This window comes from Candidatus Symbiopectobacterium sp. 'North America', assembly GCF_015762685.1.
GTDB lineage: Bacteria > Pseudomonadota > Gammaproteobacteria > Enterobacterales > Enterobacteriaceae > Symbiopectobacterium.
Map to the genome: position 1 here is coordinate 20,596 of NZ_PEHF01000073.1, position 16,530 is coordinate 37,125.

Annotated in this window: 8 protein-coding genes and 3 pseudogenes; 1 reads left to right on the forward strand and 10 read right to left on the reverse strand. The window is 55.1% G+C overall.

What is annotated here, in order from left to right:
• Nucleotides 1-47: 47 nt before the first annotated feature.
• From eno to rlmD, 5 genes and pseudogenes are all read right to left on the reverse strand, one after another.
• Complete coding sequence (gene eno / locus CS369_RS15220) at nucleotides 48-1,349, reverse strand: phosphopyruvate hydratase (RefSeq protein WP_196907774.1); 1,302 nt, start codon at nucleotides 1,347-1,349, stop codon at nucleotides 48-50.
• A gap of 116 nt (nucleotides 1,350-1,465) precedes the next feature.
• A complete protein-coding gene (gene pyrG, locus CS369_RS15225; protein ID WP_196907775.1) occupies nucleotides 1,466-3,103 on the reverse strand; it encodes a glutamine hydrolyzing CTP synthase in 1,638 nt (545 codons plus the stop codon).
• Between the two features lie 367 nt (nucleotides 3,104-3,470).
• Nucleotides 3,471-4,268: pseudogene (gene mazG / locus CS369_RS15230) on the reverse strand (nucleoside triphosphate pyrophosphohydrolase).
• 134 nt (nucleotides 4,269-4,402) lie between these two features.
• A complete protein-coding gene (relA, locus tag CS369_RS15235; RefSeq protein ID WP_196907776.1) occupies nucleotides 4,403-6,634 on the reverse strand; it encodes a GTP diphosphokinase in 2,232 nt (743 codons plus the stop codon).
• 9 nt (nucleotides 6,635-6,643) lie between these two features.
• Nucleotides 6,644-8,050, reverse strand: a complete 1,407-nt coding sequence (gene rlmD, locus CS369_RS15240; RefSeq protein WP_196907777.1) for a 23S rRNA (uracil(1939)-C(5))-methyltransferase RlmD — start codon at nucleotides 8,048-8,050, stop codon at nucleotides 6,644-6,646.
• A 60-nt stretch (nucleotides 8,051-8,110) separates the two neighbouring features.
• On the opposite strand from rlmD, the pseudogene barA reads away from it, so the two are divergent.
• Nucleotides 8,111-10,828: pseudogene (gene barA / locus CS369_RS15245) on the forward strand (two-component sensor histidine kinase BarA).
• A 58-nt stretch (nucleotides 10,829-10,886) separates the two neighbouring features.
• Here the strand turns inward: barA and CS369_RS15250 are convergent.
• From CS369_RS15250 to hldE, 5 genes and pseudogenes are all read right to left on the reverse strand, one after another.
• Nucleotides 10,887-11,534 carry an alpha/beta hydrolase gene (locus CS369_RS15250; RefSeq protein ID WP_196907778.1) on the reverse strand — a complete coding sequence of 216 codons (648 nt, stop codon included), beginning with the start codon at nucleotides 11,532-11,534 and terminating at the stop codon, nucleotides 10,887-10,889.
• 201 nt (nucleotides 11,535-11,735) lie between these two features.
• Nucleotides 11,736-12,647 (reverse strand): annotated as a pseudogene (locus tag CS369_RS15255) (glycerate kinase); the annotation flags it as partial.
• Nucleotides 12,648-12,805: 158 nt separating this feature from the next.
• Entirely contained in the window at nucleotides 12,806-13,021 is a 216-nt protein-coding gene (locus CS369_RS15260; protein ID WP_196907779.1) for a DUF3820 family protein, read from the reverse strand.
• Nucleotides 13,022-13,024: 3 nt separating this feature from the next.
• The gene (gene ligA / locus CS369_RS15265) at nucleotides 13,025-15,055 is read right to left on the reverse strand and encodes an NAD-dependent DNA ligase LigA (RefSeq protein WP_196907780.1); all 2,031 of its coding nucleotides are present in this window, start codon (nucleotides 15,053-15,055) and stop codon (nucleotides 13,025-13,027) included.
• 26 nt (nucleotides 15,056-15,081) lie between these two features.
• On the reverse strand, nucleotides 15,082-16,515 hold the full coding sequence (gene hldE / locus CS369_RS15270) for a bifunctional D-glycero-beta-D-manno-heptose-7-phosphate kinase/D-glycero-beta-D-manno-heptose 1-phosphate adenylyltransferase HldE (RefSeq protein ID WP_196907781.1): 1,434 nt from the start codon (nucleotides 16,513-16,515) through the stop codon (nucleotides 15,082-15,084).
• Between the last annotated feature and the right edge of the window lie 15 nt (nucleotides 16,516-16,530).

The following is a 16,530-nucleotide window of genomic DNA, read 5'->3' on the forward strand; positions in this document are numbered from 1 at the left end:
TCCGGGCTTCGATAGCCGGGCGAAAAGGCCCGGCAGCAGACAGGCGATTACGCCTGGCCTTTCACTTCTTTCAGACCGTTGAATGCAGCACGGCCAGCCAGTGCTTCTTCGATACGGATCAGTTGGTTGTACTTGGCAACGCGATCAGAACGGCTCATGGAACCGGTTTTGATCTGACCAGCCGCAGTACCTACCGCCAGATCGGCGATGGTAGCGTCTTCGGTTTCGCCAGAACGGTGAGAGATAACGGCAGTGTAGCCCGCATCTTTCGCCATCTTGATAGCAGCCAGAGTTTCGGACAGAGAACCGATCTGGTTAAATTTGATCAGGATGGAGTTAGCGATGCCTTTCTCGATGCCTTCTTTCAGGATCTTGGTGTTGGTTACGAACAGGTCGTCACCCACCAGTTGGATTTTGTCGCCCAGTACTTTGGTCTGGTAAACAAAACCGTCCCAATCAGATTCGTCCAGACCGTCTTCGATAGAAACGATCGGGTACTCTTTGGTCAGGCCTTCCATATAGTGAGTGAACTCTTGAGAAGTGAAGGTTTTGCCTTCGCCTTTCAGTTCGTAGTTGCCGGTTTCTTTGTTGTAGAACTCAGAGGCGGCACAGTCCATCGCCAGCGTAACGTCTTTGCCCAGCACATAACCGGTATTTTTTACCGCTTCAGCGATAACAGCCAGTGCTTCTGCGTTGGAACCCAGGTTCGGCGCGTAGCCGCCTTCGTCGCCAACAGCGGTGTTCAGGCCTTTGCCTTTCAGCACTTTCGCCAGGTGATGGAACACTTCAGAACCGATACGGATCGCTTCTTTCACCGTTTTCGCGCCAACCGGCTGAATCATGAACTCTTGAATATCAACGTTGTTGTCAGCATGTTCGCCACCGTTGATGATATTCATCATCGGCAGAGGCATAGAGAATTTGCCCGGGGTGCCGTTCAGTTCAGCGATGTGTTCGTATAGCGGTTGACCTTTGGACGCAGCTGCTGCTTTGGCGTTAGCCAGAGACACCGCCAGAATGGCGTTAGCACCAAAGTTGGATTTGTTGTCAGTACCGTCCAGGTCGATCATTACCTGGTCAATGGTAGCCTGATCTTTGGCATCTTTGCCCAGAATGGCCTGCGCCAGCGGTCCGTTCACAGCGGCAACGGCTTTGGTTACGCCTTTGCCCAGGAAACGGAATTTGTCGCCATCACGCAGTTCCAGCGCTTCGCGAGAGCCTGTGGAAGCGCCTGACGGAGCAGCAGCCAGACCAACGAAACCACCTTCCAGGTGCACTTCCGCTTCAACGGTCGGGTTTCCGCGTGAGTCGATGATTTCACGGCCAATGACTTTAACGATTTTGGACATTAGATTTTCCTCAGTACAAGTTAAACTAAAACCGATTCTGTATATAAAACCGAGCCTTAAACTAAAACCTTAGACGAACAATGCGCGGTACTGGACCGCGCGTTGCTGAAAAACCCTTACTTCACTTGACGCTTTTGATACGCGCCAGCGGCTTTAACAAAACCGGCAAACAGGGGATGCCCATCTCGTGGCGTCGACGTAAATTCCGGATGGAACTGACAGGCCACGAACCACGGATGCTCAGGGAGTTCAACAATTTCCACCAGCTTGCGGTCGGCGGAAAGACCAGCAACACGCAATCCCGCCGCTTCAATTTGTTTCAACAGCATGTTGTTCACTTCGTAGCGGTGACGGTGGCGTTCAATAATGGTTGCCTCACCGTACATCTCGCGCACCAGACTGCCTTCCGCCAGGTGGCACGGTTGACCGCCCACGCGCATGGTGCCACCCAGGTCGCTCTCTTCGCTGCGCACCTCAAGGTTACCGTCTTCATCACGCCATTCGGTGATCAGCGCAACAACCGGGTACTTACAGTCTGGCACAAATTCCGTAGAGTTTGCCGCTTCCATGCCCACAACGTTACGGGCAAATTCCATCAAAGCGACCTGCATTCCCAGGCAAATGCCCAGATAAGGGATGCTATTCTCACGGGCGTAACGCGCCGCCATGATTTTACCCTCAACACCGCGGTAGCCGAACCCCCCTGGGATCAAGATAGCATCAAGATCTTTGAGAATTTCAACGCCGCGGGTTTCTACATCCTGCGAATCGATCAGCTTGATGTTGACGGTCAGGCGATTTTTCAGCCCGCCGTGCTTCAGCGCTTCGATCACCGACTTGTAGGCATCCGGCAGTGCAACATATTTGCCGACCATGCCAATGGTGACTTCGCCACCCGGATTGGCTTCCTGATAAACAACCTGTTCCCATTCGGACAGGTCTGCTTCGGCGCAACTCAAGCTGAATCGTTTACAAATATAATCGTCCAATCCCTGCGATTTCAAGAGCGCCGGGATTTTATAAATCGAATCAATATCTTTTAAGGAGATTACTGCTTTTTCCGGCACATTACAGAATAAAGCAATCTTTGCACGCTCGTTGGCGGGCACGGTGCGATCGGAACGGCAAATCAGCACGTCCGGCTGAATACCGATAGAAAGCAGCTCTTTTACCGAGTGCTGAGTCGGCTTGGTTTTCACTTCGCCTGCTGCCGCCAGGTATGGCACCAGCGTCAGGTGCATGAACAGCGTATGCTCGCGGCCCACTTCCACCGCCATCTGCCGAATCGCTTCAAGGAACGGCAGAGATTCGATATCGCCGACGGTACCGCCGATTTCCACCAGCACCACGTCATGGCCTTCACCGCCTTCAATGATGCGTTCTTTGATGGCATTGGTGATGTGCGGAATCACCTGAATGGTTGCACCCAGGTAGTCGCCACGGCGCTCTTTGCGCAGCACATCAGAGTAGATACGGCCGGTGGTGAAGTTGTTGCGGCGCGTCATTTTAGTACGGATAAAGCGTTCGTAGTGGCCCAAGTCAAGATCGGTTTCCGCGCCGTCTTCAGTGACAAACACTTCACCGTGCTGCGTCGGGCTCATCGTGCCCGGATCCACGTTGATGTACGGGTCCAGTTTCATGATGGTAACGTTGAGGCCACGGGCTTCGAGAATAGCCGCCAGAGAGGCTGCTGCAATGCCTTTACCCAGAGAGGATACGACCCCGCCGGTCACAAAAATATAATTAGTTGTCATGCTGAACCTGAGAGTTTAGGTTTATTTACCCAAAATAATTCGTGTTGCGGGAAGGCGGCAAGCAAACGAATCCCTAGGAGCTTACTCAGGTAAGTGACTAGGGTGAGCGAGCGCAGCCAACGCACCTGCAACGTGAAGTATGACGGGTATAACGATTATGACGGGTATAACAATGGAGTACCATGAGGGAAAAGTAGTATACCTGAACCTGATGAAGGCTACAAATGTTGCTTTTCATCATTGTGGCGATCGTAACGTCGTGGCTAAACCGATGTATCACGCACAAACAGCATGAAACATCGGATTAAAAATCATAAAGATAAATAACAAAACCACCAGAAAAATACAGTAATACGATTAAAATATCTTAACCGGCCTTTTCCTGACGTTTTACCTGTTCCCAGGCCGCATCTATTTCCTCAAGTGTCGCCTGTTCAACTGTTTTTCCCGAGGCGATAACAATTTGTTCTACCTGACGGAAACGGAGGCTGAATTTGCGGTTTGCCGCCTGAAGCGCGTTTTCGGCTTTCTGACCAAGATGGCGTGAGAGATTGACCGTAGCGAACAATAAATCGCCCACTTCTTCGGCCAGCTTTTCTTCATCTACTACTGCCTGCCTGGCTTCATGCATCACTTCATCAATCTCTTCATACACTTTGTCGACCACTGGCCCCAGGCTGTTCCAGTCGAAACCGACTGACGCGCAACGCTGCTGGATTTTGTGCGCTTTCATCAAGGCGGGCAACGCGTCAGGAATATCGTCCAACGCCGAGTATCGGGCTTTTTAAGCGCGCTCCTGGGCTTTGGTTTGCTCCCAGTTGGCAAGCACCGCGTCGCTGTCGGTGAGCGTTGCATTGCCAAAAATATGCGGATGTCGCCGTTCCAGTTTGTCGCTTATCGCGTCGCACACCGCAGAAAAATCGAACAACCCCTGCTCTTGCGCCATCTGGGCGTAAAATACCACCTGAAACAACAGATCGCCCAATTCGCTGCGCAGATCGTCGAAATCCTGACGCGCAATAGCATCCAGCACTTCGTAGGTCTCTTCCAACGTGTAGGGCGCGATAGTGTCAAAGGTTTGCTTGCGATCCCACGGGCAACCGTTTTCCGGATCGCGCAATGTGTTCATAATGGAAAGAAGACGTTCAATAGGCGCTGCTGTCATGCCTGATTCCTGAATCAATAAAAATCGCGTGTCGTCCTTGGCGCAGGCCGGGGACCTCTTACTGGAGAAGCGAATTTAGCCTGTAGAGATCCCCGCTTGCGCGGGGATGACAAAGTGAGGACCTGCGTAAAAAATTATGCCCCTTGCTGGCGACGCGCGTCGATGACATCCGGCAGTTGGTTGAGCTTCGCCAGCACCCGTCCCAATACCTGAAGGTTGTAGATCTCGATCTCCATATCGATCACCGCGATCTGCTGTTTGGTATCACTGCGACTGGACACGCCCAGCACGTTCACCTTTTCGTTCGCCAGAATGGTGGTGATATCACGCAGTAACCCACTGCGATCGTTGGCGGTTACGCGCACCGTCAGCGAATAGCCGCTGGAGTAGCTTTCGCCCCAGACGGCATCGACAATCCGCTCAGGCGCATGGCTGCGCAGATCATCCAACTGCTCACAGTCCGCGCGGTGGATAGAGATACCACGTCCGCGTGTAATGAAACCGATGATCTCATCGCCCGGGATCGGCTGGCAGCACCGCGCGATATGATGCATCAGATTACCAACCCCTTCTACCACAATACGACCGCTGTCTTTGCGGCTGTTCTGCGGTGGCGCTTTCTGCTGGGTGAGCTGACGCAGCGCTTCGCGATCCTGCTCTTCGGCGCTGGGCTGATTGAGCTGCGCCTGAAGGAAGTTCACCATCTGGTTAAGGCGAATATCCCCGCCGCCAATACCGGCCAGCAGTTCATCAAGCGAGTTGATGTTATAGCGCGGCAGCAGCAGCTTCTCTGCCGCTTTGAGGCTGATCCCCAAATGTTCCAGCTCGTTATCCAGAATCTGGCGCCCTGCCAGGATATTCTTGTCACGATCTTGCTTGCGGAACCAGTTATGGATCTTGGAACGGCCACGGCTGGTTGTGATATAACCCAGGTTCGGGTTCAACCAATCGCGGCTCGGGTTCGGCTGCTTCTGGGTGATGATTTCAATCTGATCGCCCATCTGCAACTGGTAGGTAAAGGGCACAATGCGCCCGCCAATTTTGGCCCCGATGCAGCGATGCCCAATATCGCTATGAATGTGGTAGGCAAAATCCAGCGGCGTAGAGCCGGTCGGCAGATCGACCACGTCGCCTTTTGGCGTAAACACGTAGACACGATCGTCGAACACCTGGCTGCGCACTTCGTCCAGCATTTCGTCTGAATCGGCCATCTCTTCTTGCCAGGTGAGCAGCTTGCGCAGCCAGGCAATGCGCCCTTCGTAACCGGAGCGTCCCCCCGCAACCGCGCCCTCCTTGTATTTCCAGTGCGCAGCAACGCCCAATTCTGCATCTTCATGCATCTGTTTGGTGCGAATCTGGATTTCAAGGGTTTTGCCCCTCGGCCCCAACACCACCGTGTGGATGGACTGGTAGCCATTGGGTTTCGGGTTTGCTACGTAGTCGTCGAACTCGTCGGGCAGATGACGGTAGTGGGTGTGAACGATACCGAGCGCCGCATAGCAATCCTGCAAGCGTTCAACCACAATACGCACGGCGCGCACATCAAACAATTCATCAAACGACAGGGATTTTTTCTGCATCTTGCGCCAGATGCTGTAGATATGCTTGGGTCGGCCATAGACTTCAGCCTTGACGCCTTCGCCCGCCATCGCGGTGCGCAGGGTTTTGACAAAATCGTCAATGTACTGTTCACGGTCAATTCGTCGCTCGTGCAACAGTTTGGCGATTTTTTTGTATTCATCCGGATGCAGATAACGGAAACAGAAATCTTCCAGCTCCCACTTGAGCTGGCCGATACCGAGGCGGTTCGCCAAAGGCGCGTAGATGTTGGTACACTCCTTGGCCGCCAGCACGCGCTCTTCTTCCGGCGCATCTTTCACTTCACGCAGGTGCGCAATGCGCTCCGCCAGTTTGATCACCACGCAGCGGAAATCTTCCACCATCGCCAGCAGCATACGGCGAATATTGTCTACCTGCTCGGAGGCAACGGAATCGTGTTGCGTCGCCTTCAGTTGACGAATCGCATCCATATCGCGCACACCGTGCACTAAATCGACGATATTCTTGCCAAAGGCGTCTCGCAGTGTGTCTTCATCCACCACGCCGGAGTCAGCCAATGGGAACAGCATCGCCGCACGCATGCTGTCGTTATCCATGCTAAGGGTGGAGAGGATCTCCACCATTTCAATGCCGCGCCATAACAGCAACATCGCATCGGGATGCCCCTGCGTGTGCTGTTCACAATAGCGCCAGGTCTCGGCTAAGCGTTCACACGACTGCTGATTATTGATGCCCAACGATGCAATCCAGGCATCTGGCACAAACTCGCCGTCCGTATTCAAATGCGCACTTCTTACCGCAACCATAAATTCTCCCTACAATGCCGCTTTGCCAGAGCGTGCCGCCTTACCAGAACGCTGCAAAAACAGTGCCATCGATTCAAGGTGGCCGGTGTGAGGAAACATATCCAACATGGCGACCTGCGCCAACGTGTAACCTGCGGCCAACAGCACTTTACTGTCCCGCGCCAACGTGGTGGGGCTACACGAAACATAGACCACACGCTGTGGTGCAAGTTTAACAATTTGCGGCATCACTTCCACCGCCCCGGCGCTTGCCGGGTCTAGCAGTATCTTATCAAATCCCTGGGCACTCCAGGACTGTTGCGCAACATCCTCGTCGAGATTTTGGTGAGAAAATGTGACGTTAGACAAGCCGTTACGGCGCGCATTCTCCCGTCCGTTCTCCACCAGCGCTGGCATACCTTCGACGCCGACCACCTCTGCCGCACGCGTTGCCAGCGGCAGCGTGAAATTGCCCATGCCGCAAAACAGATCCAGAATACGGTCTTGCGGCTGCACATCCAGCCACGCCAGCGCCTGTGCCACCATCTGCTGATTCACCGCGTCATTGACCTGAATAAAGTCGCGCGGGCTGAATGCGAGCGTCATGTCGTTCACACGATAAACCGGTGTGTCGCCCGTCAGAGGGGTGACGACATCAGACTCCGGTGCCAGATAGATAGCCACCTGATGTACCGTGGAAAACGCGCGCAACGCATCGGTATCCGCCGCACTCAGGGCATCAAGATGGCGCAGCACCAACAGCGGACCGTTATCCGCCAGCACCAGTTCCACATGGCCAAGCCGTTTCACCCCTTGCAACTGGCTGAGGCAGTGACGCAGTGGGGTTAACAATGCATCCAGTTCCGGTGCTAACACCGTGCAGGTCGCGATATCCACCACATCGTGCGATTGCCCCTGGCGGTATCCCATGCACAAACCCGACGCGGGTTGAGACACTGATTTGACGCGGGCTGATGCTTTTCCGCCCGCTGACGCCGGTTTGTCTCCCGTCAAAAAGTATAACGCAAGACGCGCACGTCGACGGTAACCATAGGCCGGCCCCGCAATCAGTCCAATATCCGTCAGCGTTTGTCCGGTTTCTCGCGTCATCAGCTTTTGCAGCGCAGCCGATTTGCTGCGCTGTTGCAACGCGACATCGGCATGCTGCTGCTGGCAGCCACCGCACACGCCAAAGTGCGGACAGCGAGGTTCCACACGTTGCGCACTGCGCGTCAGCAGCCGTTTAAGTTCAGCGCGCGCATACTGACGTTTATCCTCGGTCAGTCGGACTTCCGCCTGCTCATCCGGCAGCACGCCGGGCACGAAAATTGTTTTGCCTTGATGACGCGCTACACCCTGTCCGAAGGGATCGAGATCGGTCACGTTAATGGTTTGCCGGGTCGTCACACGCCGGTTTGGAGAGTAGAATTGCGCCATAGTTTGCTATTGTGTCTTTAAGCTGAACGTCTGGGCCTAATTCTCCCACATTGGAACCTCATGACCAAATACAGTCTGCGTGCCCGCATGATGATACTGATTCTGGCTCCGACATTGATTATCGGGTTGCTGCTCAGTACCTTCTTCGTTATTCACCGCAGCAATCAGTTGCAGGACCAGCTTGCCAGCGCGGGGCCAGTATTATTGAGCCGCTTTCCGCCGTCGCTGCCTATTCGATGGTAGCCAACCAGCAGGAGATGATTCAGCCGCTGATCAATATGCTGCATCGGCGTCATTCCGACATTGTACGCGCCATTATCATCACTAACGCACAACATCAGGTGTTGTTCAGCACCGATTCACGCCATATTACCCAACTGATTGATGCGGTAAAACAACAGTCGATGCCGTCAGGGCTACATTCTCACCAGGTTGATGACAAGCTGATACTGCATATGCCTATCACCATCGGCCCGGAATTCACCCGTCATGCGGGCAAGGTCGAGCGCCCCGGCGCGACCGTGGGGTATGTGTTGCTAGAGCTGGATACCGACTCCATCATGCTACAACAGTATCAGGAGACTTTTATCGCCACGCTGTTGATGCTGCTGTGCATGGGGATTGCCGGTCTGTTCGCCTATCGTCTGGTGCGCGATGTCACCATGCCGATACGCAATATGGTGGATACCGTCGATCGTATCCGTCACGGTCAATTGGACAGTCGTGCAGAAGGGTGCATGCTGGGCGAGCTGGATATGCTGAAAAACGGCATCAACGCCATGGCGATGTCCCTGACGGCCTGCCACGAGGAGATGCAGCAAAACATCGATCAGGCCACTTATGATCTGAGAGAGACGCTGGAACAGATGAAGATCCAGAACGTCGAGCTGGATTTGGCGAAAAAGCGGGCGCAAGAGGCCGCGCGTATCAAGTCCGAGTTTTTAGCCAACATGTCGCACGAGCTGCGCACCCCGCTTAACGGCGTGATCGGTTTCACCCGTCAAACGCTGAAAACCACGTTAACCGCCACCCAGACCGGCTATTTGCGCACTATCGAGCGTTCTGCCAACAACCTGCTGACCATCATCAATGACGTGCTGGATTTCTCCAAGCTAGAAGCGGGCAAACTGGTGTTGGAAAACATCCCGTTCTCACTGCATAACACGCTGGATGATGTCATCACGCTCTTGGCGCACACAGCCCACGAGAAAGGGTTAGAGCTGACGCTCAACATTCAGCCCAGCGTACCCGAACGTTTTATCGGCGATCCGATGCGTCTGCAACAGGTGATCACCAACCTGCTGGGCAATGCCATCAAATTCAACGAAAAGGGCAATATCGATATCCGCATTGAACGCCACCGTCAAAGCCATAAACAACTGGAATTGGAAATTCAGATCCGAGATACCGGTATTGGCATCGCCGAAGGACAGCAGGCACAGTTGTTTCAGGCATTTCGGCAGGCAGATACCAGCATTTCCCGCCGCCACGGCGGCACCGGGCTGGGGCTGGTTATCACCCAGCGGCTGGTGAAAGAGACGGGCGGCGATATTCGCTTCCAAGGCACGGTAAACCAAGGCTCCACCTTTTGGTTCCACATTACGCTAACCTGCGATCCGCACAGCAACATGACAGAGAACAATCTCTCCGTGCTGCAAGGACACAGCATTGCCTATGTGGAAGCCAACGCCTCCGCCGCGCAAGCCGGGTTAGATATTCTGGGGCAAGCGCCGTTGCAGGTGCACTTTAGCCCTACCCTTGAACAGCTACCGCCGCAACATTTCGATATTTTGCTGCTCGGCGTTCCCGTCCGGCATCGTAATAACTTGCTGGATTACACCTCACAGTTGCGCGACATGAGCCGCAAAGCAGCCTGTGTTATTTTGGCCTTGCCCAGTCTGGCGCAAATGGATGCTGAACAGTTGAAATCCTTCGGTATCCACGCCTGTCTGAGCAAACCCCTTTCCTCGGTACGCCTGTTGCCCTTAATACAGGAAGGTCTGTTGATCCAGCAGCTATCGTTGCTGCCAGTAACGCAACCAGCAACGCTGCCCACACCGCGCTTGCCGCTGTGTGTGATGGCGGTGGATGACAATCCGGCCAACCTGAAACTGATCGGTACTCTGTTGGAAGAGTAGGTGGAAAACACCCTGCTGTGCGACAGCGGTGAAGAAGCTATCGCGCAGGCGGCAATGCAAGATATCGGCGTCATCCTGATGGATATCCAAATGCCCGGCATGGATGGCATTCGCGCCAGCGAGCACATCCGTCAGCTTTCCCGCCACGCTACCACGCCGATTATTGCGGTCAGCGCCCATTCGCTGAGTGACGAGCGTAAATCATTGCTGCAAGCGGGGATGGATGGTTATCTGGCTAAACCGATTGATGAGCAGATGCTGGCATCGGTATTGGCGCGTTATACCCAACAACCGGTTATAACGATTGAGAGCGAGAACGGCAGCATGGCGCAATTGCTGGCGGAACATGATGACAGCCAGCTCTCGCTCGACTGGTCGCTGGCAACGCGTCAGGCAGCGAATAAACCCGATCTGGCGCGATCTGCTGCAAATGCTGCTGGATTCCCTGCCCGACGTACAGCAACACATCGAAACACTGTTGGCGGGCCACCCGGTGGCAGACACACTGCCGCTGATTCATAAACTGCACGGCAGTTGCGGCTACAGCGGCGTGCCACGCTTGAAGCAACTGTGTTACACGCTGGAAACCGCACTGCGTAAGGGAACGGACGTGCTTGAACTGGAGCCGGAATGGTTGTAGTTGCTCGACGAAATCGCCAATGTACGACGGGCTGCGCAGCTCGGCTGACGCCCATGGCTCACCGCCCTGATGCGGCGACGACCTTTTTTAGCTCGGCCAGCACCAGAGGAAATTCGGTAAAGCCATCACTTGCCAGAAAGTGGTTACCCTGCTCAACCGTAATGAACCTGGCGTCGAGGGATTTCGCCAACGCCTGACTGAATCGGTAAGGCACCACGTTATCATCAGGTGCAGCGATGACAACCCGGGTGCTTGCCCTCTGCACCAGCTTGCCATAATCAATATCAGGTTTTATGAAGCGGTCGAGCTGCGGAAGCGTCGACAGGCGCTCATTGAAGCCGGAAACCAGAATATAGCCACCGATGGGAGCGTTGGCCGGGTGTTTTTCAAGGAACCTCAACAGCGTAATGCTGCCAAGGCTGTGCGCGACAAAATAGGTGTTGTTATCCAGCGATGTCACCTGTGTCTCGAGGGCCCGCTGCCACGCCTGCGGCTGGGGATCGTCAGGGGTGGGTAAATCAATGATCGACACCGTGGCTCCCGTTTTCTCCATCTCGCTTTTCAACCACGCGAACCAATGCTCTGACGGTGAAGCGCCGTATCCGTGAACAATGTAGATGTGCCTGTTCGACTGCTGTGTGCTTGATGATGAGCAGCCAGACAATACGGCTGCCATCGTCAGAAGTAGACCGATAAGTTTATTCATTTTCCCTCACTGAATGGGCTGTAAAGTCAGATATTGTCGATAGACCTGAATCTTAGTGCTTCAAGTTCAATAGCACAGAGGGTGTTAGCGTCAGTGACAGAAAAATGAATGGATTTTGGATCTTTGATGACGCGTCGCCCCCGGCACCAGCGCGGGGACGACGAAGAAAGGAGCCGCCAGAAAAAATCGGCAAAGAGAGCATTATTGGAGCGTTTGCGCCAGCTTGATGGTTGCCGCGACGTTACGTGCCGTCATGCGCACGTTGGCTGCCGCGTTGTCCAACGCTTCCTCCAGAGAACAGATGTTGTAAAGCACGCTGAATACTGCATCCAGGCCGTGTTCGTGCACCACGTCCACATCCGCTGTCAGGCTGCCCGCAATCCCGACCACCGGTTTGTTGTAACGCTTCGCCACGCGCGCCACGCCAATCGGCACTTTACCGTGCACCGTCTGGCTATCGATGCGCCCTTCACCGGTGATCACCAGCGACGCATCCCGCACCAGTTCATCCAGTCCCAGCGCTTCGGTGACAATCTCAATACCCTGACGCAGTTCCGCACCTCAGAAGGCCAATAACGCAGCCCCCATGCCACCGGCCGCCCCAGAGCCCGGCACCTGATCCACATCGATATCCAGGCTGTGACGGATCACCTCAGCGTAGTGCTTGAGGGCGTTATCTAACTGCACAATCATCGCCGGGGTCGCCCCTTTTTGCGATCCGAACACCGCAGAAGCCCCCAGCTTACCGGTCAGCGGGTTCGTCACATCGCACGCCACTTCAAAACGGCAACTTTTAATGCGTTGATCCAGTTCGCTGGCGTCAACACGTGTAAGCGTATCCAGCGCACCGCCGCCAAAACCGATCGACTCACCCTGCGCATCCAGCAGTTTTGCCCCTAACGCCTGCGCCATGCCCGCGCCGCCGTCATTGGTGGCGCTGCCGCCAATACCGATAATGCAGTGTTTTACCCCATGGTCCAGCGCGCTGCGAATCAACTCGCCCGTACCATAACTGGTGATCAGCAGCGGATTACGCTGCGCGGATGGCACTCGCTCCAAGCCGCTGGCCGCCGCCATTTCGATAAAGGCGGTTTTTTCATCACCCGACAGGCCCAAATCGCCCGGTTGCAGAATGAGTCATCGGAGAGTAAACAGCAGCAGGCGGCATCCACGTCTACGGCTCAAGAGGAAGGCGTTAACAAGCCGACCGAAGAGAATAAAATCAACATCTACGTGTAGCCGTTCAGCCACACGCATTCGCGGTGCTGCTTTTAACGCTGCTTGAGCGGCGTCACCAACCCTTGCAGCCCTTCAATCTTGATGGTCAGCGTCAGTTGCATCAAATCGCCCAGTCGCCCTTTGGGAAACGCATCCTTGCGGGCAAACCACAGCAAATACTCCTCAGGCAAATCGATCAGTACACGGCCCTGATACTTGCCAAACGGCATTTGTTGGGTGGCGATGGCGATCAAATCCTCTTTTTCCATCGGTTAGGCTCCGAGCAGGCGGATCATCTCAGCTTCATCAATCACCGGGATATTCAACTCTTGTGCTTTGGCCAGCTTGGAGCCCGCGGCTTCCCCGGCAATCACCATATCGGTTTTCTTGGACACGCTGCCGCTCACTTTCGCGCCCAGCGCCGTCAGGCGATCCTTGGCTTCATCACGGGATAGCTGGCTCAACGACCCCGTCAGCACAATGGTCTTACCGGCAAACGGGTTATCGAGCGTCGCAACATCCACCCTTTCGATGTCAGGCCAATGGATATTGATGCCTTCAGGATTGATAAGCTCGCGAATCACTTGCTGGTTGTGCGCTTCTTGCAAGAAATGGCGCACATGCTTCGCCACGATAGGCCCCACATCCGCCACTTCCAGCAGCGCTTCTTCATCCGCCGCTAGCAGGTTATCCAGGGTGGCAAAATGCTGTGCCAGGTTGCCTGCGGTCGCCTCCCCTACGTCACGGATACCCAGCGCAAACAGGAAACGGGTAAAGGTGGTGGATTTGGCTTTTTCCAGCGCATTGACCAGATTCTGCGCCGACTTCGGCCCCATACGATCCAGCCCAGTCAGAATGCCAGCGGTAAGTTTGAACAGGTCGGCGGGGGTTTTGACGTACTCTTTTTCCACCAGTTGGTCGATAACCTTGTCACCCATACCTTCTACGTCCAGCGCACGACGGGAAACAAAGTGCTTTAACGCTTCCTTACGCTGTGCGCCGCAGATCAACCCGCCAGTGCAGCGCGTCACCGCCTCACCGTCGACGCGCTCCACCTCGGAACCGCACACCGGACATTGCTCAGGAAAGTCGATAGCACGCGCATCCGCAGGACGTTCTGCTTCCACTACCCCAACGATCTGCGGAATAACATCGCCTGCGCGACGCACGATAACGCGATCGCCTATCTGTATGCCGAGACGTTCAATCTCATCGCGGTTATGCAAGGTGGCATTGCTCACCATCACCCCGGCAACGGCAACCGGCTCAAGGCGTGCCACTGGCGTAATGGCACCAGTGCGCCCTACCTGAAAATCAACGCCGTGCAGCCAGGTCAGTTGTTCCTGCGCCGGGAATTTAAAGGCCACCGCCCAGCGCGGCGCGCGCGCCACAAACCCGAGCCGCTCTTGCAATGCCAAGTCGTCAACTTTGACCACCACGCCGTCTATATCGAAGCCGAGCGTAGCGCGCTCTTGCTCCACCTGACGATAAAATGCCAGCACGCCTGCACTGCCAGTGCACAAACGAATACGATCGCTAACCGGCAATCCCCAGGCTTTAAATTGCTTCAGGCGTGCCAGATGGCTGGCTGGCAAGGTTCCGCCTTCCAACAGGCCAACGCCATAACAGAAGAACGTCAGGGGACGTTTGGCCGTAATGCGCGGATCGAGCTGACGCAACGACCCCGCCGCCGCATTGCGCGGATTGGCAAAAATCTTGGCACCAGTTCGCCGCGCTTCATCATTCATCTTTTCAAAGCCACGGTGTTTCATAAACACTTCGCCACGCACTTCAACGCGCGTAGGGATGTTATCACCGTGCAACCGCAGCGGAATGGCACCGATAGTACGGATATTGGCGGTAATGTTTTCCCCTGTCGTGCCATCGCCGCGCGTGGCGGCCTGCATCAGCAGGCCGTTTTCATACAGTAGGCTTACCGCCAAACCATCGAGCTTCAGCTCACAACAGAAGTTCAGTTCCTCACCGCTTTTCAAGCGATCCTGCACGCGTTTGTAAAACGCCAGATAGCTTTCATCATCGAATACGTTATCCAACGACAGCATCGGCACCTCATGGCGCACGGACTTGAACGCCGACAGGGGGGCCGCGCCAACGCGCTGCGTGGGCGAATCTGGCGTAATCAGTTCAGGATGTTCCGCTTCGATCGCCTTGAGCTCATTCATCAGGCGGTCATATTCCACGTCAGGAATTTCCGGCGCATCTTCAACATGATATTTATATTCATGGTGGCGCAATTGCGCGTGCAGCTCGGCCACACGCGATGTCAGATGTTCAACTGTCACTGGATGGTTACCCGTACTCTTTTGGTTTATCGCGGCGTATTGGCTTTGATGGCACTAATAATGTTAGTGGTAGAATAGCCATCTTCAAAGTTCATCACCTGGACGTCACCTCCGTTGGCCCACACCTCTTTACTGCCTGCGATATCTTCCGGCTTGTAGTCACCGCCTTTGACCAGAATATCCGGCAAAATGCCAGCAATCAGGCGCTGCGGGGTATCCTCTTCAAACGGCACCACCCAATCCACCGCGCCGAGGGCGCTTAACACTGCCATACGTTGCGCCAGGGCATTGACCGGACGCGTGGGGCCTTTCAAGCGGCTGGTGGAGTCATCGCTGTTCACCGCCACAATCAAGCGATCGCCCAGCCTGCGTGCGTTCGCCAGATAAGAGACGTGACCGGCATGTAGAATATCGAACACGCCGTTGGTCATGACAATTTTTTCACCGCGCAGGCGCGCCTGCGCGACAGCCGCTTTCAGTTGCGCTTCATCCATCGCACCAAAACCGCTGTCAGCGCGACCACGAATGGCATTTTCCAGCTCGATAGGCGTGACGGTAGAGGTTCCCAGCTTGCCCACCACCACACCCGCTGCGGCGTTCGCCAGGAAACAGGCATCTTCCAGTGAATTTCCCGCCGCCAGCGCCGCTGCCAATACGCCAATCACGGTATCGCCCGCACCGGTCACATCGTAGACTTCCTGAGCCGGTGTCGGCAGATTCAGCGGCGCTTTGCCCGGCTGAAGCAGCGTCATACCCTGTTCGGAACGGGTGATCAGCAGTGCGGAAAGATCAAAATCGGCAATCATTTTCTCGCCACGCGCTACCAGTTCTTCTTCGGTTTTGCTGCGTCCGGCAATCGCTTCAAACTCGGACAGGTTCGGGGTCAGCAAGGTGGCACCGCGATAGCGCGCGAAATCGGTCCCTTTTGGGTCAATAAGTACCGGCACACCCGCCGCATTGGCGGTTTGAATCATCGCCTGCACATGAGCCAGAGCGCCCTTCGCGTAGTCTGACAGCACCAGCGCGCCGATTTTCGGCAACGACTGCGCAATGCATTCCAACATCGGCTGCGGATCAACGCCGTCAAAACCTTCTTCGAAATCCAGGCGAATCAACTGCTGGTTGCGCGACAACACACGCAGTTTGGTGATGGTAGGGTGCGTCGGGACGGAAACAAAATCGTACTTGACGTTCACATCGCTCAGTTTGGCGCTCAGTGCGCGTGCGGCATCATCGATGCCCGTCAACCCGACCAGACGGGAGTTGGCACCCAGCGCCGCAATGTTCATGGCCACGTTGGCCGCACCGCCGGGACGTTCTTCAATGGTATCGACTTTGACTACCGGTACAGGCGCTTCTGGCGAAATACGGCTGGTAGGACCGTACCAGTAGCGATCCAGCATCACATCCCCTACCACCAGCACGCCAGCCTGACGAAAATCAGGTAATGAAACTTTCATGCACCTACTCCAAGA

Coding starts and splice junctions, on each gene's coding strand:
- eno (WP_196907774.1), bottom strand. CDS start 1,349: ATGTCCAAAATCGTTAAAGTCATTGGCCGTGAAATCATCGACTCACGC.
- pyrG (WP_196907775.1), bottom strand. CDS start 3,103: ATGACAACTAATTATATTTTTGTGACCGGCGGGGTCGTATCCTCTCTG.
- relA (WP_196907776.1), bottom strand. CDS start 6,634: ATGGTTGCGGTAAGAAGTGCGCATTTGAATACGGACGGCGAGTTTGTG.
- rlmD (WP_196907777.1), bottom strand. CDS start 8,050: ATGGCGCAATTCTACTCTCCAAACCGGCGTGTGACGACCCGGCAAACC.
- CS369_RS15250 (WP_196907778.1), bottom strand. CDS start 11,534: ATGAATAAACTTATCGGTCTACTTCTGACGATGGCAGCCGTATTGTCT.
- CS369_RS15260 (WP_196907779.1), bottom strand. CDS start 13,021: ATGGAAAAAGAGGATTTGATCGCCATCGCCACCCAACAAATGCCGTTT.
- hldE (WP_196907781.1), bottom strand. CDS start 16,515: ATGAAAGTTTCATTACCTGATTTTCGTCAGGCTGGCGTGCTGGTGGTA.